The organism is Streptomyces sp. NPDC050560 (assembly GCF_044457285.1).
GTDB lineage: Bacteria > Actinomycetota > Actinomycetes > Streptomycetales > Streptomycetaceae > Streptomyces.
In genome coordinates, this window is the sequence record NZ_JBITGT010000004.1 from 387,127 (window position 1) to 408,620 (window position 21,494).

Annotated in this window: 16 protein-coding genes; 7 read left to right on the forward strand and 9 right to left on the reverse strand. The window is 70.2% G+C overall.

Translation table 11 applies throughout. The features are described 5' to 3' along the window. Positions 1 to 7: 7 nt before the first annotated feature. The gene (locus ACIBIW_RS11480; RefSeq protein WP_399334552.1) at positions 8 to 844 is read right to left on the reverse strand and encodes a LysR family transcriptional regulator; all 837 of its coding nucleotides are present in this window, start codon (positions 842 to 844) and stop codon (positions 8 to 10) included. A 69-nt stretch (positions 845 to 913) separates the two neighbouring features. Here ACIBIW_RS11480 and ACIBIW_RS11485 point away from each other — a divergent pair, with 69 nt between their 5' ends. After that, the gene (locus ACIBIW_RS11485) at positions 914 to 1,804 is read left to right on the forward strand and encodes an NAD(P)H-binding protein (RefSeq protein ID WP_399334554.1); all 891 of its coding nucleotides are present in this window, start codon (positions 914 to 916) and stop codon (positions 1,802 to 1,804) included. Between the two features lie 41 nt (positions 1,805 to 1,845). Then, positions 1,846 to 2,544: an SDR family oxidoreductase gene (locus ACIBIW_RS11490; protein ID WP_399334556.1), complete on the forward strand. Its 699-nt coding sequence runs from the start codon at positions 1,846 to 1,848 to the stop codon at positions 2,542 to 2,544. Between the two features lie 187 nt (positions 2,545 to 2,731). Here ACIBIW_RS11490 and ACIBIW_RS11495 read toward each other — a convergent pair whose 3' ends face one another. Continuing rightward, positions 2,732 to 8,542: a hypothetical protein gene (locus ACIBIW_RS11495; RefSeq protein ID WP_399334558.1), complete on the reverse strand. Its 5,811-nt coding sequence runs from the start codon at positions 8,540 to 8,542 to the stop codon at positions 2,732 to 2,734. A gap of 454 nt (positions 8,543 to 8,996) precedes the next feature. Further along, positions 8,997 to 11,363, reverse strand: a complete 2,367-nt coding sequence (locus ACIBIW_RS11500) for a hypothetical protein (RefSeq protein WP_399334560.1) — start codon at positions 11,361 to 11,363, stop codon at positions 8,997 to 8,999. A gap of 574 nt (positions 11,364 to 11,937) precedes the next feature. Here ACIBIW_RS11500 and ACIBIW_RS11505 point away from each other — a divergent pair. After that, entirely contained in the window at positions 11,938 to 13,881 is a 1,944-nt protein-coding gene (locus ACIBIW_RS11505) for a TerD family protein (protein WP_399334562.1), read from the forward strand. 89 nt (positions 13,882 to 13,970) lie between these two features. Here ACIBIW_RS11505 and ACIBIW_RS11510 read toward each other — a convergent pair whose 3' ends face one another. Next, positions 13,971 to 14,891, reverse strand: coding sequence for an NADP-dependent oxidoreductase (locus ACIBIW_RS11510; RefSeq protein WP_399334564.1), 921 nt, complete (start codon positions 14,889 to 14,891; stop codon positions 13,971 to 13,973). An 86-nt stretch (positions 14,892 to 14,977) separates the two neighbouring features. On the opposite strand from ACIBIW_RS11510, the gene ACIBIW_RS11515 reads away from it, so the two are divergent. The 3 genes from ACIBIW_RS11515 (at position 14,978) to ACIBIW_RS11525 (ending at position 17,057) form a co-directional block, all read left to right on the forward strand. Further along, entirely contained in the window at positions 14,978 to 15,598 is a 621-nt protein-coding gene (locus ACIBIW_RS11515; protein ID WP_399334565.1) for a TetR/AcrR family transcriptional regulator, read from the forward strand. 218 nt (positions 15,599 to 15,816) lie between these two features. Then, on the forward strand, positions 15,817 to 16,929 hold the full coding sequence (gene trpS, locus ACIBIW_RS11520; protein WP_399334567.1) for a tryptophan--tRNA ligase: 1,113 nt from the start codon (positions 15,817 to 15,819) through the stop codon (positions 16,927 to 16,929). 2 nt (positions 16,930 to 16,931) lie between these two features. Next, the gene (locus tag ACIBIW_RS11525; RefSeq protein WP_399334569.1) at positions 16,932 to 17,057 is read left to right on the forward strand and encodes a hypothetical protein; all 126 of its coding nucleotides are present in this window, start codon (positions 16,932 to 16,934) and stop codon (positions 17,055 to 17,057) included. Positions 17,058 to 17,112: 55 nt separating this feature from the next. Here ACIBIW_RS11525 and ACIBIW_RS11530 read toward each other — a convergent pair whose 3' ends face one another. The 3 genes from ACIBIW_RS11530 to ACIBIW_RS11540 form a co-directional block, all read right to left on the reverse strand. Then, complete coding sequence (locus ACIBIW_RS11530) at positions 17,113 to 17,496, reverse strand: VOC family protein (RefSeq protein WP_399334571.1); 384 nt, start codon at positions 17,494 to 17,496, stop codon at positions 17,113 to 17,115. Between the two features lie 95 nt (positions 17,497 to 17,591). After that, the gene (locus ACIBIW_RS11535) at positions 17,592 to 18,350 is read right to left on the reverse strand and encodes an SDR family NAD(P)-dependent oxidoreductase (RefSeq protein WP_399334574.1); all 759 of its coding nucleotides are present in this window, start codon (positions 18,348 to 18,350) and stop codon (positions 17,592 to 17,594) included. Next, positions 18,340 to 18,756, reverse strand: coding sequence for an ester cyclase (locus ACIBIW_RS11540; RefSeq protein ID WP_399334576.1), 417 nt, complete (start codon positions 18,754 to 18,756; stop codon positions 18,340 to 18,342). The genes ACIBIW_RS11535 and ACIBIW_RS11540 overlap by 11 nt, the downstream gene beginning before the upstream one ends. A gap of 85 nt (positions 18,757 to 18,841) precedes the next feature. On the opposite strand from ACIBIW_RS11540, the gene ACIBIW_RS11545 reads away from it, so the two are divergent. Further along, positions 18,842 to 19,711 (forward strand): LysR family transcriptional regulator, encoded by an 870-nt coding sequence (locus tag ACIBIW_RS11545; protein ID WP_399334578.1) that lies wholly within the window; start codon positions 18,842 to 18,844, stop codon positions 19,709 to 19,711. Positions 19,712 to 19,758: 47 nt separating this feature from the next. On the opposite strand, the gene ACIBIW_RS11550 is transcribed toward ACIBIW_RS11545, so the two are convergent. Both ACIBIW_RS11550 and ACIBIW_RS11555 read right to left on the reverse strand, forming a co-directional pair. Further along, on the reverse strand, positions 19,759 to 20,211 hold the full coding sequence (locus tag ACIBIW_RS11550) for a DUF6924 domain-containing protein (protein ID WP_399334580.1): 453 nt from the start codon (positions 20,209 to 20,211) through the stop codon (positions 19,759 to 19,761). 74 nt (positions 20,212 to 20,285) lie between these two features. Then, a complete protein-coding gene (locus tag ACIBIW_RS11555) occupies positions 20,286 to 21,452 on the reverse strand; it encodes an XdhC family protein (protein WP_399334582.1) in 1,167 nt (388 codons plus the stop codon). Positions 21,453 to 21,494: the final 42 nt, after the last annotated feature.

A 21,494-nucleotide genomic window follows, 5' to 3' on the forward strand; every position in this document is an offset into this window, starting at 1 on the left:
GGGGACGTCAGGCGCCGGGCGCGGCGGTCCGCCCGGCCGGCTCGCGCAGGGCCTCGGTGGCGATGCGCAGGAAGTCGAGCAGCCGCCGCTCGCGCCTGCCCCGTACCACCGCGAGACAGGTCTCGACGGGCGGCAGGTCCCCGACCGGCAGATAGACGAGGTCGGGGCGGGAGTAGGAGCGCGCGACGCCGGTGGGGACGAGCGCGATGCCGTGCCCCGCGGCGATGTGCTCGAACTTCTCCTCCACCGACGAGGTGCGCCGCGTCGGCACGTCGAGGATCTGCTCGCCTTCGAGGTCGGCCATGCCGAGCGTCGCCCGGCCCGCCAGCGGGTGGGTCACCGGCACGCACGCCACCTTGCGCTCGTGCCCGATGGGCACGGTGCGAAGACCCGTGTCGTCGAACGGCCGCCTGAGGAAGCCGACATGGGCGCGGCCGTCGCGCAGCGGCATGTCCTGCTCCCACCAGCGCACCGGCAGCAGGTCGATCTCGATCCGCGGGTACCTCGCCGAGTACGCGCGCACCGCCTCCGAGGCGGGCAGACCGGGCGAGAACGCGACCACGAGCCGCTGCACCCCGCCCGCCGCGTCGTGCACCCGCCGCAGCGCCGCGTCGACCCCCGCGATGATCTCCTTCGCCTCCTCGTGCAGCAGCTCCCCGGCGGACGTCAGCTCCACGCTGCGGGTCGTCCTGGTGAGCAGCGCGCACCCCAACTCCTGCTCCAGGGCCCTGATCTGACGGCTCAGCACCGGCTGGGCGATGAAGAGTTGACGCGCCGCCCTGCCGAAGTGCCGGTGCTCGGCGACCGCCACGAAGTAGCGCAGCTTGCGCAGATCCAGATCCATACCCTCAGGGTATCAATGCGGCGCGAAGGGTATTGGACGCCGCGGCAGGGCCGCCCGGAGACTTGAAGCATGATCGTCATCACGACACCCACGGGAAACATCGGCGGCCGGCTCCTGCGTCTGCTCCTGGAGAGCGAGTCGCGCGAGGACGTCCGGGTGATCGTCCGCGACCCGGCGAGGCTCCCCGGCGATGTGCGCGAGCGCGTCGACGTGGTGACCGGCTCGCACGGCGACGCCGAGGTCGTCGACCGCGCCTTCGCCGGAGCCGGCGCCGTCTTCTGGCTCGTGCCCCCGGACACCGCCGCGCCCAGCCTCGAAGCCGCGTTCTCCGGTTTCACCAGGCCCGCGGCCGAGGCGTTCGCGCGGCACGGCGTCGGCCATGTCGTCGGGCTCTCCGCCCTCGGCCGCGGCACCGCCGCCGCCGGGCGCGCCGGGCTGGTCACCGCCTCGCTCGCCATGGACGACCTCATCGCGGGCACCGGGGTCGCCTACCGGGCGGTCACGGCGCCCTCCTTCATGGACAACCTGCTGGGCGACCTGGACTCGATCCGCGACGAGGGCGTGTTCACCGACACCGTGGCCGCGGACCGCAGGGCGCCCTCGGTGGCCACCGCCGACCTCGCCGCGGCGGCCGCGCGGCTGCTGCTCGACCGGTCGTGGACCGGCACGGGCAGTGTCCCGGTGCTCGGACCCGAGGACATCTCCCCCGACGACATGGCCGGGACCATGGCCGAGGTGCTGGGCCGCCCCGTCCGCTACGAGCGCCAGGCGCCGGACGAACTCGCCGCGCAACTGCGCGGCTACGGGCTCGGCGAGGCGTTCGTCCGCGGCCTCGTCGACATGAAGCATGCCAAGGACGACGGCCTCGACGCCGGAGAACCGCGCACGGAGCACACCACGAGCCCCACCTCCTTCCGTGAGTGGTGCGAGCGTGTGCTGAAGCCCGCGGCGACGGCCTGACGGCGCCCACCCACCCCCCGACCCACCCGAACAGGAACGACATGCCGGAAGCCACCCGCAGGACCGCCCTCGTCATCGGCGCGTCCCGCACCCTGGGACTCGCCCTCGCCACCGCGTACGCACGGCGCGGCTGGGACGTCATCGGCACCGTGCGCGGCGAGCAGCGCACGGGCCTGCACGACCTCGCCGACTCCGACCCCGACCACGTCAGCGTCGAGTCCGTCGACATGACGGTGCCCGAGCAGGTGGCGGCGCTGCGCGCCCGGCTCGCGGACCGCACCCTCGACCTGCTCTTCGTGAACGCCGCCGTCACCCGGGGCGACCTGCCGATCGGCGAGGTGCCCACGGACATGTTCACGGAGGTCATGACCACCAACGCGCTCAGCCCCATGCGGCTGGTCGAGACCCTGGGCCCCCTCGTCGCCCCGTCGGGCACCATCGGCGTCATGTCGTCGAGCCAGGGCAGCGTGTCCCTGAACACCAGGGGCGGACAGGACCTGTACCGGGCCAGCAAGTCCGCCCTCAACCAGCTCATGCGCTGCTACGCGGCCCGGCGCCCCGACGACCCGAGGACACTGCTCCTCATGGACCCCGGCTGGGTCCGCACCGAACTGGGCGGCTCCCAGGCGCCGCTCTCCGTGGACCAGAGCATCCCGGGCGTCGTGGACACCATCGAGGCCCACACCGGCAGGCCGGGGCTGCACTATGTCAACTACCGGGGCGAGACGGTGCCCTGGTAGACGGGTGTCGATCCCGTAGGACGACGACGCAGGCCGGGCGAAGTGTGAGGGCGGGGCCAGGACAGGGCGCGGTACTGCGGTCGGCGGCCGCAGCACTCCGTCAGACCGACGGGCCTGCGCCTTCCGCCCGGCCGTCTCCCGTGAGGGACAGCAGACGCGTTGGAAGGCACACCACCCGGGAGGACCGTCACACGACGAGTTCGACGCACTGGCGAAGCAGCGGCTCCAGGCGCAGTTGTCCCTCCTCGTGGTCGAACACCTGGAGAGCATCGAGACACGTGAAGATCCAGCGAGCCTCTTCCTCGTCCCCCATCTGTTCGTCGATTGCCGCCACGGCGATCTCGGGGTCGAGCAGCTCGTCTCCGAATACCCTGGCAACCGACTGGTAACCCGTCATCAGCACCGGATCAGTTCGGATACCGGTCGCGTCAAGAAACTCACGAACCTTCCCACGGTCGGCGGGCAGGTCAGCGAGGCGTTGCAACACCTGCTCGGCGTCGCCGAGTTCACCGTATAGCTGATGAGTAAGGTCAACAAGGATCGGCCAGCCGCCCGTGAGCGCGTACAGCCTGCGCAGGCGTTCATCTGTGCTGAACACCTCGGCCTTCTGTCGTTGTGCCCAGTCGTGCAGACTGCGGCGGTCATGACGGCGCAGGACCACGGGAGTCGCGGAGGTCTGCTCTTCTCCCATGAGCAGGGAACGCCACAGGTCGAGTTGCCTGGGGTCGGTGATGAGCACGACCGCGCGAGTCACTCCGGGAGTGGAAGGTAGGTAGGCCTCCGCCAGATCGACGGCGTCGCGGCATGCGTGCGGCTTGGTCGCGTAGCGGGCGAGATCGCTGATGACCACCCGGCGTTCACCGGGACGCCCGCCCTTGAGTTCCTGCTTATAGACGGAGGGCCGGCCGACGGGGGGCAACTTCCAGTCCGAGATGCGCGCAGGGACCGCCCGCAGGGTGGCCTCCACGTCGGTGACCCCCGTGGCCGCCGTGCCAAGGACCACCCTTGTCTGGTTTGCGCGGTTGCCGAGAAGATCGTCCAGTTGCGTGATGGTGAGCGGAGCCGGGCGCCCGTCGGAGAGCTCCGGCCGTCCTTCGACTACGATGCTCGCCTCAAGCTTGCAGTCTCTCTCCGCTCTCAACAGGCGAGCCTCGACCTCATGAGACGTACCGATCATGCGCAGTGCGTTCGGCCCACGCAAATGCCATCCCCGGCCGTCGTGATTGGGTGCCAGAACGCCGAGCCCCACCATCTCGGACAGATAGCACCGGAAGCCCTCGCTGTCGAGACGCTCGAATCCCTCGCGCCACCATCTCTCGCACTCCTCCCGCAGCTCCGCATCCGTGAGCCGCACCTCCAAGCCGTGCTGACGGGCGTGATAGGCGAGAGCATTGGCGATCACGTCGTACCGGTGGTCCAGGCTCAGCGTGTCCTTGAACGCGGCCGAGATGCCTGCCCGAAGCTCGGTGTCGGACTCCACGGCCTCAATATCGTCAAGTTCCACCGTGTAAGGAGGGCCCTCGGCGCCAGGTCGTGCCCGTTTGCGGTGCATCACCTCTACCAGCCGGTGACCGAACATCTGCAAGAGGAACGGCTGGTACGAGCAGTAGCCAAGCACCCGGTTGACCAGATCAACATCGTCGATCTTAAAGCCGAGCGCCCCCGTCGGCTTGAGGAGGAGGTCGGCAGCGACTTGTGGCGCGAGCGGCCCGATCACCTTCGGTGTCTGGGCGAGATGCCCGAACGGACCGTTACTGGCCAGTTTGGAGAAGCGCTGCACGGAGTGCAGACCCGCGAAGACCACCTTGGCCCGGTCCATGGTGTCGTCGCCGAGTTTCTTCAGCTTCTTCGTCTGGTCGAACCGGGGAGCGTCCGCCTCGAAGAACCGGTCACACTCGTCAAGCAGAATCAGCAACCGGCGTCTGGAGTCCTTTTCGAGCCAACCACAGACCCCTTCGTGCACACGCTTGAAGTCGTCCTGGGGAGCCTTTCTTCCTTGCTGCCTCCCGAGAACCTGAGTGGACGTCAGTTCATTGCTCAAGACGCTCCAGAGGATCTCCGGTCCCAGCGAACTCCCCTTGCCGATGTTCTCCTGGTCGAGGTTCACGTAGATCGACAGGTGGTACCCCAGCCGCTGACGCGTGAAGCGTGCTCCGGCGTCGCTGAGAAGGGCCGACTTTCCCAGGCCCCGGCCGCCGAAGATGACCTGTGTGCCGCCCGGCTTGATGATGCTCCCGCGTTCGGCGTCCCGTCCGTAGAACATCTCCCCGCCAATCCTGCCCCGCTTCTCGCGGATGTACGGGTTCACCCCGGAGAAGGGCAGGAGAATCTGCGTGGCTGTGCTGACTTGGCGGTTCCCACGGGCCGCAAGGTATGCCAGCGCTGCGTCGTCCACCACCAGAAGCGGTTGCAACCGGTGCGATCCGGCGGCGAGTTCCGCCCGCGCCTCGCGGCTCAGAGTGCCGAAATAGACGACCAGCAGACTTGTCTCACTGGGATCTCGGGATGCGCGGCTCATAACGACCTTGGCCGGCGGACGACCCCACAGCACCAGCACCCGCAGGTTTCCGCCCTGTTCCTCGATCTGCGATCCGAACTCCGGCACCATTGCTCGGCCGTTGACCTCGACGCCGGTCGCTTCGAAAAATCGATACTCACGCCGCTGCGGCGACAGATCGGCAAGCGACCGGGCGCTCTTGGCGTCGTAGCCCAACAACTTCAGCGCGGAAAGCAACCGCACCTCGACGTCGACGCCGGACCGGTCCTTCGGTTCGGCGGCACCCAGCTCACGCCACTCATGCAGGGCGTCTGCTGCGAGCGCCGCTTCGTCGCTGGATAGCTGTCCGTAGTCGAGGATCGGTACGTCGGGGTGACGCCCACCAGAGCGGATCAGCGCGATGATCTCGTCATCGATGCCCTTGGGCAGGCCGACTGGCACGGCGGGGAAAAACTCGGTCAGATGGAACTCGACCGACTCGATCTCGGGAACCTCTTCACCGATCTCCAGGAAGTAAACGAGGTCGGCCGCCGTCGCCAGACCTCCGGTGCCGAGGTGTCGAAGTACCTGGGAACGTTGCTCCTTCGTCGTCTCCAGCGCGTCCAATCTGGCCCTGATACGATCAGCCGCTTCTCTGCGGTACACAGGCAGGTGACCGGAGACCCTGTCGAGCGCCCTCCGCACGTCCAGCAGATCGACGTGGTTCGGGTCGTCGAGGCGGGCTCGGGCCGCGGCAAGGGACTCCTGGAGTGACAGGTCCTGGTCCTCCGTCACGGCACCATCCACGTGAGCCGCGTGCAGATCCGCGACGAGTTCGCCATGCCTCGCCCTCAGCGCATCCCGTCTCCCGGCCGCCCACTCCTCGATGTCGGCAAGGGTCCGCAGTCCGGCCCCGCCGCTCCCCGCCCGGCCCGGAAGCTCGTCACAAGCATCGAGTTCGACGATGGTGCGAGCCGCGATGAGGGCATCGTGGCCAAGCCGCTCTTCCAGACCCACCCGCCAGTCGCGATCGATCGCCAAAAGCAGACGGTCGAGTGGCTGTTGCTCGTCCACGGCGTCGCAAACCTTCAACAGCTCGACGTCAAGCACGATGTCGGGATCCGACATGCCGGCCGGGCTTCCATTCCGCACGCCACCGGACAACAGACCGAAGAGTTCCCCCATAGCAGCGTGGGCTGCCGACGCGGAAGCCGCGACCACGGCATCGGGTCGTGTAGCCATCCGTTCCAGTTCCATCAGGACATCGCCCTGGCGAGCCAGCATCGACTGCCGTAGCGATGAGATCTCCTTGTCCGCACGGTTGACATGCGAGCGAGCGTTTCGCCGGGCGTCGCCGACCGCGAGACACCATTCCTGGGCGAGGCTCACTGATCGCTCGACGAGATGGACGAGGTCCTGCCGTCCGGCTCCCTGCAACGGCTTTCCGCTGGGCCCGCGATGCCTGCGGTCCAGGCGGTCGATCTCACCGTTGATCTCAGACAACTTCGACAGCCGTTCAGCCTGCTGCCGAACGGTCTCAAGCGTCGCGCGGTCGTCCTCAGCGACTGCCCTGAGCATGGAACCGAGGAGGCCGCCTTCGGGCGCCAGCCACTGCTTGGCCATCTCGAAAGCCCTGACGAACCGGAGACTCGGTGGCATCAACAGGCTCTCGCCCTGTTCCCGTAGCTCCCGCAGCCGTTCCTCAGTCTCGGACGCGTCCGCGAAGACCGCAAGAGGAGACGAGAGCATGAGGGCCCCGCTGAGCGCACGGTCCCCGACGGCGGTCGCCACCTCCGCCAGCGCAACGGGAAGGCGCTGTGCCAGGGCCTTGAGCTGAGCACCGGCGAGATGATCACCTGTGACCAGTGCGGCACGCAATAGGGCAGGGAAGAGCAGGAGTTCGCTGCCTTCCGCATCCGGGCCCGCATAACTGCTCTGCTGTGTGAGCAGGTTCGCGACCACCCGGGCATCCTGGCTGATGGCTGAGGTGAGATGTCTTGCCGCACCGGCCAGTCGCAGTGCGTTGACCTGGGAAGCAGGGCAGCCCGCAGCCCGCGCGACGTGGTGGGCAAGCCCGAACCGTCGCTGTTCGATCAGCTTGGCCAGAGCGCACTCGACCGTGGTGTCGTCCGCGTCCACCTGCTGACCCACGTTCTGTTCGACAAGCCCGCTGTTCACGGCAGTGGGCGACTTGGCGGTCTCGTCAGCGGGGCGCGTGACCGTGGAAGCCGTCTTGGCGGCACGTGTCACGATGGATAGGGAGACCGCAGGTCGATCGCCAGGCATACCTTCGACGGGCTCCTGCGGATCGGCCGTCTCCGGTTCGCCTGCAGGCTGTGGTGCATCGACGTCGTCCGGTATCTCGGTTGGGAGGTCTACCGGTCGCTGCTCGGGGGCTATACCCGCAGACCGTGGGGACAGTGGACCAGCAGGGCGCGCTTCCTTCGTCTCCGCGGGCGCCGCGGCCCCCACGGCGCCCGCGACCGGGTCGGGCCGCCCCGGGACGACATGGCCAGTAGTGCTTGAGCTGGTGCCGACAGAAGAATCTACTCCTCCCCTGTTGTTTTCCGGCTTCTTCGACCGGCTGGTCGGACCGGCCCTACCCGTCCCCTCTTCCCCCGGTCGGGTGAGCGCAGAGTCGGCGTGCCCGTAAGAAGGTGCTGGCAGTACCAGTTCACTCGCCATGACGGCGGCCGGTGCGCAAGTCGGCAGGGTCCGCACCACCTCCTGCTGCAGGTCAAGGATCTCCGCCAGCGTCTCTCCTCGGCCCTGGAGATCAATTAGCCTGGCAAGAGCGGCAAGCGCCACAGCCTCCCGCCGCTCCGCCTCGCTCCACTTGGACGTCTCAAGCAGTCCTCCCACAAGGGTGTGCACCACGTCGACGGTCGGGGCCACCGCACTGTTCGGCAGGCAGGTGATGGCCACCAGGGGTGAGAGCGTCTCTCGCAGGGCACGGTCTCGGTCACGCGTTGCTCTGTACTCCCGCGCCGTCCGGCTCAGCTCCTGAAGGCCAAAGCGTTTCGTTTCGATGCCCGCCTTGGCAAAGAGGCTCTTGGCCCGTTCGAAAGCGGCGCTCAGGCCGTTCAGTTCGGTCAAGTCATCTGTCGAGGGAGGTCTACCGTCCTCAATCGTTTCCGTCACCCGTCGAGCGGCATCTGTGGCTGAAGTGAGGGCGGCTTCCAGATTTCGGCAGGTCGCCTCCAGATCCGGATCGTCTTCTGCATCCGTCTGCGGCTCGTCGATCGAGGAGTTGCCGACAGCGTCGGCCGTGGCGGCGGAGTCCGGTTCGGCGCCGACGTCGTCCACAAGCGAAGCCGTGACCTTGGGCTGCTGCGGGATGGCCTTCGGCGCATCAGACATAAAGCCGGGATGAGCCTGGACCAGGGGCCGAACTACCAGACGCAGAGCCTCGAACTGTTGCTCGCTCATCGACGCGCTGAACCAAGTCTGGTCCATCGCCCAGTCGAGAAGGAACGCGTCGACGACCGAGGCATTACACCACGCGAAGACGGTGAGTCTCACGAGTGTGTCGCCCCACCTTGCGAGCGGATCGGGGAGCGAGTCGCCTTTCCCCGAGACAACGCTCACCAGGTCGCCCCTCACGGTCCCGGTGAGACTCCTCAGATCGCAGGTGCAAGCGCTCTGCCGTATTCCGCGCCGAAGCCTTGTAAGGATGTCTCGACACAGAGCACTCCCAGCACGCCGCGGGGCTGCCATACGAATCCCGAGGCCCCGCAGCAGCGTCTGCCGCTCCCGGGGAGGCAGCGAGTTGAAGGCAAGTTCCACCATGCCGACCTCAAGGTCGTCCAGAGCTGCGGCGGCCGGTGTTTCCAAGGCGTTGAGCGCTGCGGCCAGGGCCCCGAGGCCCTCGACCGACACGCCTTGCGGGGACGCCGGCGGCCCCGCAAGGACGTGGTAGCGGTCTTGCATGTGCGCGTTCTCCAATCGGGTGACCGGGCAGGGTCTGACGAGAACCTCAGTGGCCTCGGGTGTGCTGGGTGACGAACGTGTAGCCCTCCGGCAACTCCCAGCCATCGGCTTTGCCGAGGCTTCGACAGTGCTCACGGAATGCTGCCCGCTGGGTGGCGCTCGCTGAGCGCCCCGGCAAAAGGCGGCGCAGATGGCCTGGAACAAACTGCACGTGCCGCAGCGGTTCACCGGCTTGTGCGACGCCCCAGGGTTGCCTCACACGTATTGTGGCTGGACGGTAGGCGACGAGCGGTATGGTCTGTTCACCTTGACGTGCGGGAAAGTAGGGGCGACCCGCGCCGTCGCGGCTCCCTATATCTGTTTCCAGGCGGTGCTCGACCAGCAACTGCACGACGGCGGTCTCCAGCGCCGCGACCTGCCTTCTCGGCGGCCACTGGCCGTAGACGGCGACGGGGAGCCCTTGGCGGTCAAGCAAGGCGTGACCGTCCACTGTGAGCAAACCGCAGCGGCGCACGGTACGTAGAACCAACTGCCGTGGCTCCAGACCCATCGCCGTATCAGCGTTACGGTCACAACCCGGGGCATCCTCCCTGGTGAGCACGCGCGGGTCATAAGCGTGTCCGATGAAGCGCCCGTCGACACAGACCGCTTCACCGAGCGGGGTCGTGGCCGCCCGGACAGTCTGACTGCCGTGCGACCAGCGTAGGTTGAGTAGCAGTCCGGGAAAGAAGCTCTGGGGCCAGGTCACCTCGATTAGGCGCCCGGCGTGGTCGTCGAACTCGGCGAGCGTGTTCTGCACTACCTCGCCTTCGCCGTGGGTGACTCCGGGGTGATCGAATTCAAGTCGGACCCGGCATCGCGCCCCGAGTGCCCTCCCCAATCCCTGCGCGACTCTCGGGGGAAGCGGCAGGCAGCGGTCGATGAGGTGGGCGAGACGCAGCGAAGTCCGCCACACGGTCTCCCCGCCCTCGCTCAGAACGACCTCGTGCAGCCTGGTTTCGCTGTCCTCGGTAGCCGGTGAGTCGACCGGCTCCAAGTCTTCTTCGGAGCGGTCCGGCATCGTGCGGGCCCACCCGCGTCCGGCCGGAGACAGGGGGTCGACCGATGCCTCCTCATCACCGGGAGCATGAGAGCGCCAGATGGCCCCTCCTTCGAAAGAGTCATCAAGGGCCACCCGGGTGCCGTTGGGGAACAGTCCTCTCTCGCTGTCCCCGCTGATCACGTCGGCAATCGCGATGTTCGCATGACATACCGCCGACGCGTAACCAAGCCCTGCGAGGACATCCCGGGCGCCGTGGAACGCACGTAAGCGCGGCCCGATGGCCGTATAAACCGTGACCGGCCCCGAGACACCGTGCCGCCCCGACGACGGAGTGGCCGCACGCTCCAGCGCGGTCGCAAGCGACCTGAGGTCGTCCCCACCGAGTGGCCCGGAATCCCGCCAACGGGCAGCAAGATCCTTCCTCGCGACAGCGTACGGCCCCCACATGCGCAGCAGTTCGCTGGAGACAAGGACGTCCCGCACCATGCCGAGGAGGTGGAGCAGGCCGATCCGGAGGGCGTCGTCGCGGGTGCTGCCCATGAGCGAGGCCAGCGATACCGGCACCAGTGGACTGAGAAGTTGTGCACGTGCGGTGGTCAACAGATGGTCCGCATAAGCGGACAGGTCATCGGGTCGGGTGGCCTTCCGTGACGCGTGAGAGGCGTCGACGAGGACGTGGCCATCCTCGTTGATCCAGCGCTGGTTGCTCCGCAAGCGATGCATTTGAGCTGGTGAGAGGCTGAGCCCGGCGCCGAACGCGTGGGGGTCCAGCACCAGAAGTTCACGGCGCCTCGGGACCGCGTCAGTGCCCAGTCCGCCCGGGCCGATGGCACCGGCGGGTGCTCCGGACACCCAGGCGGGTAACTCTCCCAGGGCGCCTATCGCCGGATGCGCACCTTCCTTGTAGACCAACTCCGCATACAGCGGATCAGAGCCTGTCGCAACGCGCAGCATTGCTCCAACAGGGAGGGACGGCATCCGTTCTCCGAACGCGACCACGGGAAACTCGTCGAGACGCAGGGTGCTGCGACCGTAGCCGTCGCCGTTGAGGTCATACCCGAAATACACGGTGTTGAAGGCGACGGTGACGTGCACGGGCGACGGTCGGGTGGCGACGACGGCTTCCAGATACTGCAGGAGCCGCCTGCGTTCTTCGGGAGGGACGCTCTCGGGGGCGGTTGCCATGGCCGGAGTCAGCAGCGCTTGTTCGCCAAACGGGTCCGGAATCTGACGGGCGTGGGAGCGCGCAAGTGACGCCACCGACGCGGCGGCATCTCCTCTGCCCGCCGCACGGATCACGCCCTCGGCCTGCTCACCGGACGAATCCACAAGTCCCTCGCCAGCCACTGGCTCCTGTGTCTCGTTGCCCATGCCACCTCCACCGCTATACCGTTCACGCCGTTCGACGGCGGAAGGTGGGGCTCAGGTTATGCCCGTCCCTGACGTTTCGACCACACTTTCCTCACCTTTGCCGAGATTGGGCGACCATGAGGCGAAGACCACGTGTGGACCGACGGGACACGTCCACCTCTCCCCTCCCTGATACCTGCTCTCGCCACGCTCAGGTCGGGCGCTCGTGAGCGACCCCAATGCCGTCCAATGCAGGGGCCGACCGACGGCCGGGGCGAGCGCTATCTCACCCCCGTGACGAACCGTTGGCGACGATGCAACTCCTGGCGCTACCAAGGGCGTGGCGGTTTTGACACGGGCACGATGCCGGGCCAACGGGCTCTGGATCACGGGGGATGTCATGAGGGTGTACCGGAGAATCATCCTGGGCACGGCTGTCGCGGCGGGTGTGCTCGTACTCGCCGGCTGCTCGGACCACAGCGAGGCCGTCACCTGGACCGACGAGCACCCGGGAGGGTCTGGTCGAACACGACTTTCCTCAACAAATAGCCATCCAGGTTGAAGGAAGCGTGAATGTCGCATCATCCTTACGGCCATGGTCCTCCGCACCAACGCCGCCACGAGCCCAGCCGCCGGGTCCTGCGGCGCCCCCGGACCGCGAGGCCATGACCATGACTGGGCCATCGTGGACGTGGAGACGTCCGGTCTCGTCGCCCGCCGGGACCGGGTGCTGTCGCTCGCGGTGGTCCTGGTGGGGAGCGACGGCCAGGCGGTCGGGGAGTTCTCGACCCTGCTGAATCCGGGCTGCGACCCCGGGCCCGTGCACATCCACGGCCTGACCGCCGAACGACTCCGCGGCGCACCGGCTTTCGAGCAGGTCGCGCGGCGCATCGGGACACTTCTCGAGTCCCGGGTCATGGTGGCCCACAACGCGCACTTCGACTACGACTTCCTGGCCCACGAGTTCGCTCGCGCCCGGCTCCCGCTCCCCGTGTCGCAGCGACTGTGCACCCTGGCGCTGAACCGGCAGGTGGGCCCGCCCACTTCGGATTTGACGCTCGGTACGCTTGCGGCCCACTACGGCGTGCCGCGGACCCGCGCGCACGACGCGCTGGACGACGCCCGGGTCCTCGCCGGGGTCCTCCGGGGCACGCTGCGCGAGGCGGACCGGCTGGGGCTGCCGCTGCCGCTGGTGGCGTGCCCGCCACGGCAGGCCCCACGCTTCGTTCCGACAGCACCGAAGACTGCCTGTGCGTACCGCAATCCGGGGCGACTGCGCCCGGACGGGCCGCTCGTCCAGGGGATGAAGGTCGCGATCACCGGGCAGACCGAGACCCCACGGCCGGAGTTGGTCGCGCTGTCGGTCTCGGCCGGACTGAACGTCATGGGTTCGGTGAGCCGGTACACCAGCGCGCTGGTCAGCAACGAGACGTCCTCGTACTCGGCCAAGGCCCGCCGAGCCGCCGCCGACGGTGTCCCGGTGATCGACGAGGAGACCTTCCTGAGGCTGCTCGGCGACGTGCGTCCCGGAACACCTCACCGGACCAGCACGGCCGGGGAGTCGACCGACGCCCCACAGTCGCCCCGGACGACGACCGGCACCGTCTCCACGCGTGAGGTCGCAGTCCCGGCGCCACGTCCCGGCAGCACGGTCGACGGCGGAGGGGCACCGTCGGCGGCCGGTCCGCTCTCCGGACTGCGGGTGCTCGTCCTCGGCGGCTCGCACGAGGACGCCGCTGCCGCGCGAGCCCGCATCGTCCGGTCGGGGGGTTCCGCCGCCGTCAACCTCTCCCGCAGTGTCACCGACGTCGTCCTGCTCGCGGGTGGGGAGAACGACAGCCGTATGGTTCGGGTCGCCGAACTCGGCCTCCCCGTGCACGGCGCGCAGTGGCTCCACTCGGAAAGGCCGGGAGACAACTCGCCCGACACCTCGGCGAGTTCGGGGGCAACCGTGCGACCGCACGCGCCCCTCGTACTTCCACGCGGCGGTGTCGTCGACCTGACCTCGGCACCGGCCGTCCCCGGGGCGCCCACCTGGCACACCACCGCGACGTGGGTGCCACTGAAGCGTTGCGAGGTCGACCTTGTCGCATTCGCTCTGGACGACGATGAGCAAGTCTTCTCCGACGAGGACTTCGTCTTCTACGGTGCTCCGGAGAACCCCGCCGGGACAGTGCGGCTCCTCACCGACGGGCCGAATGAGCAGACCATCTCCGTCGACCTGACCCAGCTACCGCCCGCATGCCACAAGGTCGTCATCTCCGCCGCACTCGACGGCGCCGCGACATTCGCGGACGTCGGCGCGATCGAGGTGACGGCTCGTCCGGGCCGTAGCGCGGCACCCCTGGTGCACACCACCCTGGACGCGGCCACCACGGAACGCACGCTGCTCCTCGCCGAGTTCTACCGCCGCGGTGCCATGTGGCGCTTCCGGGCCGTGGGGCAGGGATACGATCACGGTCTCGACGTGCTGGCCGGTGGCTACGGGGTGCACATCACCGACGAATCGCGGGAGGGGCAGCCAGGCGGCCGCGCCTGAGCCTCCCCCGCGCAGCCGGAACCGCGGGGTGGCGTGCGGGGGCGCGGCTTCCGCCCCCGGCCACACCCCCGCACGCCAGGGCGGCCGCCTCAGGGGGCCACCCTCAATACCGTCTTGCCGCGTGCCGTGCCTGACTTGATGGACTCCTGGACCTCGGCCACGTTCTCCCAGGGCTCGACGCGCCATACCGGGACGCTGAGAGAGCCGGTGGTGACGGCGGTGGCGATCGTTTCCAGGGCGTCGAAGCGGAACTCGGTTCCCTCGCGGCCGCTCGCCCGGACGCCGAGGGCGTCGGCGCCCGCGAAGTCGGTGATCGTCACCACGTGCGCGGGATCGCCGCCGGCCAGTGCGACCAGCTCAGGGAGCTGTCCGCCCGGGCCCATGTCGAGTACCCGGTCCACGCCCCCCGGGGCCGCCTCGCGCACCCGCTCGGAAAGTCCCTCCCCGTAGCCGACCACCGTGGCGCCCAGGCCGCGCAGGGTGGCGGCCTTCGCCTCGCCCGACGTCACGACCACCCGCGCGCCGCGCGCCACCGCGAGCTGGGTGGCGATCTGGCCGACGGCGCCGCTGCCGCCGTTGACGAACACGGTGTGCCCCCTGGCCACCCCGACCTCGTCGAGGATGCGCAGCGCGGTCTCGCCGTTCATGGGGATCGCCGCCGCCTGCTCGAAGGACATGCCCTCCGGCATCCGCGCCCAGAAGTCGAGCACCGCGAACTGGGCCGCCCCCGCGGTGAAGCCCCCGAAGAGCATGCCGCCGAAGACCCGCTCCCCCACCGCGACGCCCGTCACGTCCTCCCCCACCCGGGACACGGTGCCCGCCACCTCGAACCCGGTGCCCTGCGGCAGCCCGCCGCCCATGCCGCCCTCCCGTACGAACCAGTCGGCCGGGTTCACCCCGCAGGCGCGCACCTCCACCTGGATCTGCCCGGCCCCCGGGACGGGCGCCTCGGCCTCCACGAACCCCAGCACCTCGGGTCCGCCGAACCTCTCGATCTGCACAGCCCTCATGACCACTCCCTCATGACCGCTTCTCAGTGACAACACCATGTGTCATCGCAACCATAACACCACGTGTCATCGGGTAGGCTTGAGCAATGCCACGATGGGAGCCGAACGCGCAACTGCGCCTGGAGGAAGCGGCTCTCGACCTGTTCGCCGAGCGCGGCTACGACGGCACCACCGTCGCGGACATCGCGGAGCGCGCCGGGCTGATGAAGCGCTCGTTCTTCCGCTACTTCCGCGACAAGCGCGAGGCGCTCTTCGGCGGCGCCGACCGGCTCGCGGCGCACTTCCAGGAGGAGTTGGAGAGCGCCCCCGCGGACCTGCCGCCGTGGGACGCGCTGCTCACCGCGCTCGCCCGCTCCGGGCGGCTCTTCCCCGAGGACCGCGGCCTCGCCCGCAAGCGGCAGAACGTGATCGCCGCCAACCCCGAGCTGCGCGAGCGCGAGGTCCTCAAGGTGGCGCGGCTCGACGACCTGCTCAGGGCGCTGCTCGCCAAGCGCGGTGTGCCCGAGCCGCAGGCGGCGTACCTGGTGCGGCTCGCCCTGACCGTGTACGAGCAGGGCTTCGACCGGTGGACGGAGCCGCACACCACCACGTCGTTCAAGGAGTGCATGGCGGACGCCGCGGGCGAACTCGACCGCGCGCTCCGCCTGCGCACCGCCCCCGCGGGCACACCTCCCACCGGGGCGCCGGACGGCGGCACCGCCGGCTGAACGCGCCCACACACAACTGCCGCGCGGGCGGCCCTGGCCCGGGGCTACCATGGGGTCATGCCTCTCTCGTCGTGTCTGGGCTGGTGGCGCTCCTCGTAGGAGCGGCCGCCTCTCACGCATGACCCCAGGGCCGTTCGGACGGACGGCCCTCTCGCGTTCCCTGGCGGGGGCGAGGCGTCCCGACGGCGGCGTCGACACCACCCCCGTCAGGAGAACCCATGGACACCGCCCCGCACCCCACCGCCACGGCCGCCCCGGCCCCCGGCCCCACCGCCGACGCGCTGGGGGTACCCGCAGCGCGCGCCCGCAGCGCGGTCCTTGAAGAACTGATCCGCGCCGACCCCGGCCGCTTCCGGGTGCTGACCGGGGACCGCCCCACGGGCCGGCTCCACCTCGGCCACTACTTCGGCACCCTGCACAACCGGGTCCGCCTCCAGGACCTCGGCGTCGAGACGTTCGTCGTCATCGCGGACTACCAGGTCCTCACCGACCGCGATGTCGCGGACGACCCGGCGGGGCACGTCGAGGAGTTGATGCTCGACTACCTCGCCACCGGCATCGACCCGGCGCGCAGCACGATCTTCACGCACAGCGCCGTGCCCGCCCTCAACCAACTGCTGCTGCCGTTCCTCGGCCTCGTCTCCGTCGCCGAGCTGGAGCGCAACCCCACGGTGAAGGACGAGATCGCGCACTCCCGGCAGTCGTCGGTGAGCGGCCTGATGTTCACCTACCCCGCGCACCAGGCGGCCGACATCCTCTTCTGCAAGGCCAACCTGGTCCCCGTCGGCCGCGACCAGCTCCCGCACCTGGAAGTCACCCGTACCGTCGCGCGCCGCTTCAACGACCGCTACGGCGCGGGCACCGCGGTCCTCCCGAGACCCGAGGCCCTGCTGTCGAGCGCGCCGCTGCTGCTCGGCACCGACGGCGCCAAGATGGGCAAGAGCCGCGGCAACGCCATCGCGCTCGCCGCCGACGCGGACGAGACGGCCCGGCTGATCAGAGGCGCAAGGACCGACGCCGAGCGCCACATCACCTACGACCCCGCCACCCGCCCCGAGGTCTCCTCGCTCCTGCTGCTCGCCTCCCTCTGCCGGGGCGGCACCCCCGAGGAGATCGCCTCCGGCATCGGCGGCGGGGGAGCCGCCGCGCTGAAGCGCACGGTCACCGAGGCGGTCAACGAGCACCTGGCCCCGCTGCGCGCCCGCAGGGCGCAGTACGCGCGCGACCGCGGCCAGCTCCGCCGCATCCTGCGGGACGGCAACGCCCGCGCCGCGGCCGTCGCGGACGCCACCCTCGCCGAGGTGCGCGCGGCCATGGGCAACGACTACTGACGGTGGCGCCGACGACGGGCCTGTCCGCGTACCACGAGTTCCTGTTCGCGGTGACGATGGTGCTCTTCCTCGCGTTGCAGCGCCGCTTCATCGAGGGGCTGGCGAGTTCCGGGTTCGGCGGCATGTGACCGGGGCCCGCGGGCGGCGGGCGGAACGGGTGGTGGGGCCGCCCGGGAGGGTGGGTCAGAGGGGCCGGAGCCGGGTGCGCAGCAGGCAGAACTCGTTGCCCTCGGGGTCGGCCAGGACGTGCCAGCTCTCCGCGCCGCTCTGGCCGACGTCGGCGGGCCGGGCGCCGAGCGCGAGCAGCCGCTCCAACTCGGCCTCCTGGTCGCGGTCGGTGGGGCTGACGTCGATGTGCAGCGGCAGCTTCGCCGCCCCGGGGGCGCCACCCCGGCTGAGGATGAGGGTGGGCTGGAGGCCGCCGAACCCGGCGTCGGAAGGACCGATCTCGATGCTTCCGTCGTCCTCGCGGCCGAGTTCGACATAGCCGAGCACCTGGCTCCAGAACACGGCGAGCCGCTCGGGGTCGGCGGCGTCGATGACCAGCTCACTGATGCGGCATGCCATGGCGGCCAGTGTAGGCGGCGGGGCGGGCCGCCGCGCCGGGTGCGTACGTCCGCTGCGGGTGGGCGGGCGCTCCGGGTGGGCGCGGCGGCGTGCGGTCAGGCTCCCGTGCGGGTCACGCCGCCGTCGATGTGGAGGATCTGGCCGGTGAGGAAGTCGGCGTCCTCCGAGACCAGGAAGGCGAGGGCGCCCGCGGGGTCGGCGGGGACCGACGGACGTTTGACGGTTTGCAGGTCCTTCACCCGGGCGAAGACCTCCTCCGCCGAGGGGCCGCCGGTCCTGGTGCGGCCGAGGAAGCCCTCGGTGGGCACGAGGCCCGGCGCGATCGCGTTGACCGTGATGCCGCTCTCGCCGAGTTCGTTGGCGAGCGCCCTGGTCAGCGCGTGCACGGTGCCCTTGCTCGTCATATAGACGAGGTCCCGGTTCTGGGTGAGGGTGATGCCCGAGCCCGTGTTGACGACCCGCCCCCACCCGGCGGCCCGCATCCCCGGCGCGAACCCCCGGGAGAAGAGCAGGATCGACTCGACGTTGACGGCCTGCACCGTGCGCCACAGCTCGATCGTCACCCCGTCGAGGTCGGTGAAAGGGAAGACGGCGGCGTTGTTGACGAGGATGTCGCAGCGCCCGAAGCGGTCGAGCACCGCGGCGACCGCCGCGTCCACCTGCGACGGCTCGCCGACGTCGCACACCACCCCCAGCTTCTCGCCGCCGCCCGGCAGCTCCCGCACACCGTCGGCCGGGTCGTCGACGTCGACGGCGACGACGTTCGCGCCCTCCGCGGCGAGCCGCCGGCAGTACGCGTACCCGATGCCGCGCGCGGCCCCGGTCACCACCGCGGTCCTCCCGTCAAGCGCCACGGGTGAACTCCAGTCCGATCTGGGCGGCGATGCCGAAGTAGTCCTCCAGGTGCCAGCTCCGTACGATCCGGCCGTCGGCCACCTGGTGGAAGTCCGACGCCCGCAGCTCGACCTCGCGTCCGGTGCCCGGGACGCCGAGCAGCTCCCCCGTGTGCACACCGTGCCCGACCGAGCGCACCGCTATCGTGTCGCCCGCCTCGACCAGGTGCTCGATGGTGAGGGCGAGGCCGGAGAACACCCCGCGCAGATGGTCGACGCTCTGCTTCCAGCCGTCCGGGCCCGGTGCGGCCCGCAGGGCGGGGACGGCCTCCCAGCCGGGGGCGAGCGCCGTGTCGACGAGCGTGGTGTCACCCGTGGCGAGCGCCTCGTAGAAGCGGCGTACCGCCTTCTCGTTTTCCGTGGTCATGGCGCTCACGCTAGGGACGCGCACCCTCCGTGATCAAAGACCTGTTCCGCATGACGTCATACCGTTTCGGCATTACGCTTCGGGCATGACGGATCTGGATCTGCGTCTCGTGCGCTACTTCACCACCGTCGCGTCCCATCTGCACTTCGGCCGCGCCGCGGCCGAACTGCACGTCGCACAGCCGTCGTTGAGCCGACAGATCAGCCGTCTTGAGAGCCAGGTGGGGGCGCGGCTGCTCGACCGCACCCGGCAGGGCACCCGGCTCACCGAGGCGGGCGAGGCGTTCCTGCCCGGGGCGCGGGCGCTGCTGCGCTCCTCCGAGCAGGCCGCGGCCACCGCACGGGCCGCCGGGCGCCCCACCCGTATCACCGTGGGGTACACCGCGGGTCTTGTCGTGACCCCCGCGGTCCTGCGGCTGCGGCAGCGGCATCCCGATGCGGACGTACGCACCCTGCACCTGGAGTGGCACGAGCCGCGCCGGGCGCTCCTGGACCGGCGGGTGGACGCGGCGGTCACCCGACTCCCGCTGGAGACCGACGAGTTGCGGGTGACGGTGCTCCACGACGAGCCGCGGCTGCTGCTGGTGCCTGTGGGGCACCGGCTCGCCGGGGAGGAGTCGGTCACCCTCGACGACATCGCGGACGAGCCGATCCCCCGCTTCCCCGACCCGGACTTCGACGCCTACTGGCGCATCGACCCCCGCCCCGGGGGCGGCCCCGCGCCCGGCGGGCCTCCGGTCGACACCATCGAGGACAAGCTTGAGTGCATCGCCGCCGGGCAGGCGGTGGCGATCGTCCCCGCCGCCCTCTATACCGGCGGCACCCGCCCCGACCTCACCACCGTCCCCCTCGTCGGTGTCGAACCCGGACACGTCGTGCTGGCGACCCGGACGGCCGACCGGGGCCGTCTTGTCGCCGCGTTCCGCACGGCCGCGCAGGACTGTCTGCGCGGCTGACGGCGCATCAGGACAGCGAAGGCGGTGGGGAGTTCGGGGCCGGTGGGTCAGTCGGGGAGTTCGCCCGCGAACTCGTCGTAGTCCAGGTTGCCCTGGAAGAGGTTGCAGTGCATCTTGTGCGGGGTCTGGAGGGCGTGGACGCGGAAGGGCCCCTCCGTCTCCTCCGGGTCGGTGCTCACCGCGAGCAGGGTCGCCTCCGGGCCCGTCATGCTCGCGGCGTCGGCAAGGAAGACCACGTCCCAGCCCGCCGCGGACGGGTCGTCGCCGCCCCCGGCCGCGGCGAGTGCGGCGAGCACGTCGGCGTGGGCGGCGTCCGCCCACCGCGGGTCGTCGACGGCGAGCACCTCCTCCTTGAGGCCGTCGTCGTGGGGGCCCGCGATCCAGGGCCGGTCCAGGTCGGCCCGCACCCGCAGCCACCCGTCCTCGTCCCGGTAGTCGGTGCGGACGAGGAGGATGGGCGGGTACTCCTCGTCGTTGTCGGTCGTCGGCAGAGTTCGCACGGGTGGACACCTCGTTCGCGGTCGGGTGATCGGCGGCAGCGGCCGACACGGTGTTCGGGAGAAGCGGCCGGGGCTCAGACGGCGGTGTGGATGCTGCCGCTGAGCCCGGTCAGGCGCTCCCCGCTGCCGCCCCAGCGCGCGGAGACGATCTCCGCGGCGATGGAGACGGCCGTCTCCTCCGGGGTCCTGGCCCCCAGATCGAGGCCGATCGGCGACGACATCCGGCCCAACTCCGCCTCGCTCAGACCGGCTTCGCGCAGCCGGGCGAGCCGGTCGTCATGGGTGCGGCGGGAGCCCATGGCGCCGACGTACGCCAGCGGCAGCCGCAGGGCGACTTCGAGCAGCGGCACGTCGAACTTGGGGTCGTGGGTGAGGACGCACACCACGGTCCTGGGGTCGAGGCGGCCCGCCTCCGCCTCGGCCCGCAGATAGCGGTGCGGCCAGTCGGTGACCACCTCGGCGGCGTCGGGGAAGCGGCGCCGGGTGGCGAAGACCGGGCGGGCGTCGCAGACGGTGACGCGGTAGCCGAGGAAGGCGCCCTGGCGCGCGGTCGCGGCGGCGAAGTCGACCGCCCCGAAGACGATCATCCGGGGCTGTGCGGCGTACGAGGCGACGAAGAGCCCGAGGTCGTCGCCGCGGGTGCTGCCGTCGTAGCCCCGGCGCAGCATGCCGGTGCGGCCCTCGGCGAGCATGCCGCGGGCCGCCTCGGCCGCGGCGCGGTCGAGCAGCGGGGTGCCGAGCGAGCCGTCGGCCCGCTCCTCGCGCACCACGAGGCGGCGGCCCACCCTGCCCTCCGGGTCCCGGTCCCCGCGCGACGCGGCGGGCGCTTCCTTCTCGGGCGCGGCGGCGGAGACACAGGTGACGACGGCGACGGGCTCCCCCGCGCGCACGGAGGCGGCCAGCGCCCCGAAGCCGGGGAAGGAGGCCGTATCGACCCGCTCCACCTGGACGTCGATGACACCGCCGCAGGTCAGGCCGACCGCGAACGCGTCCTCGTCACTGACCCCGTACCGTTCGAGCACCGGCCGTCCGTCGGCCAGTACCTGCCGGCACAGTTCGTAGACCGCGCCCTCGACGCACCCGCCCGACAGGCTGCCGACGACCGTGCCGTCGGGGCCGACGAGCATCTGGGCGCCCGGCGGCTGCGGCGACGAGCGCCAGGTGTCCACCACGGTCGCGCAGGCGAACGGCGTACCGGCCCGCCACCAGCGCTCCTTCTCCTCCAGCACCACGCCACGCATGCCCGACCGCCGTTCCCTTGTCGCCCACACCGCTGCCGCCCC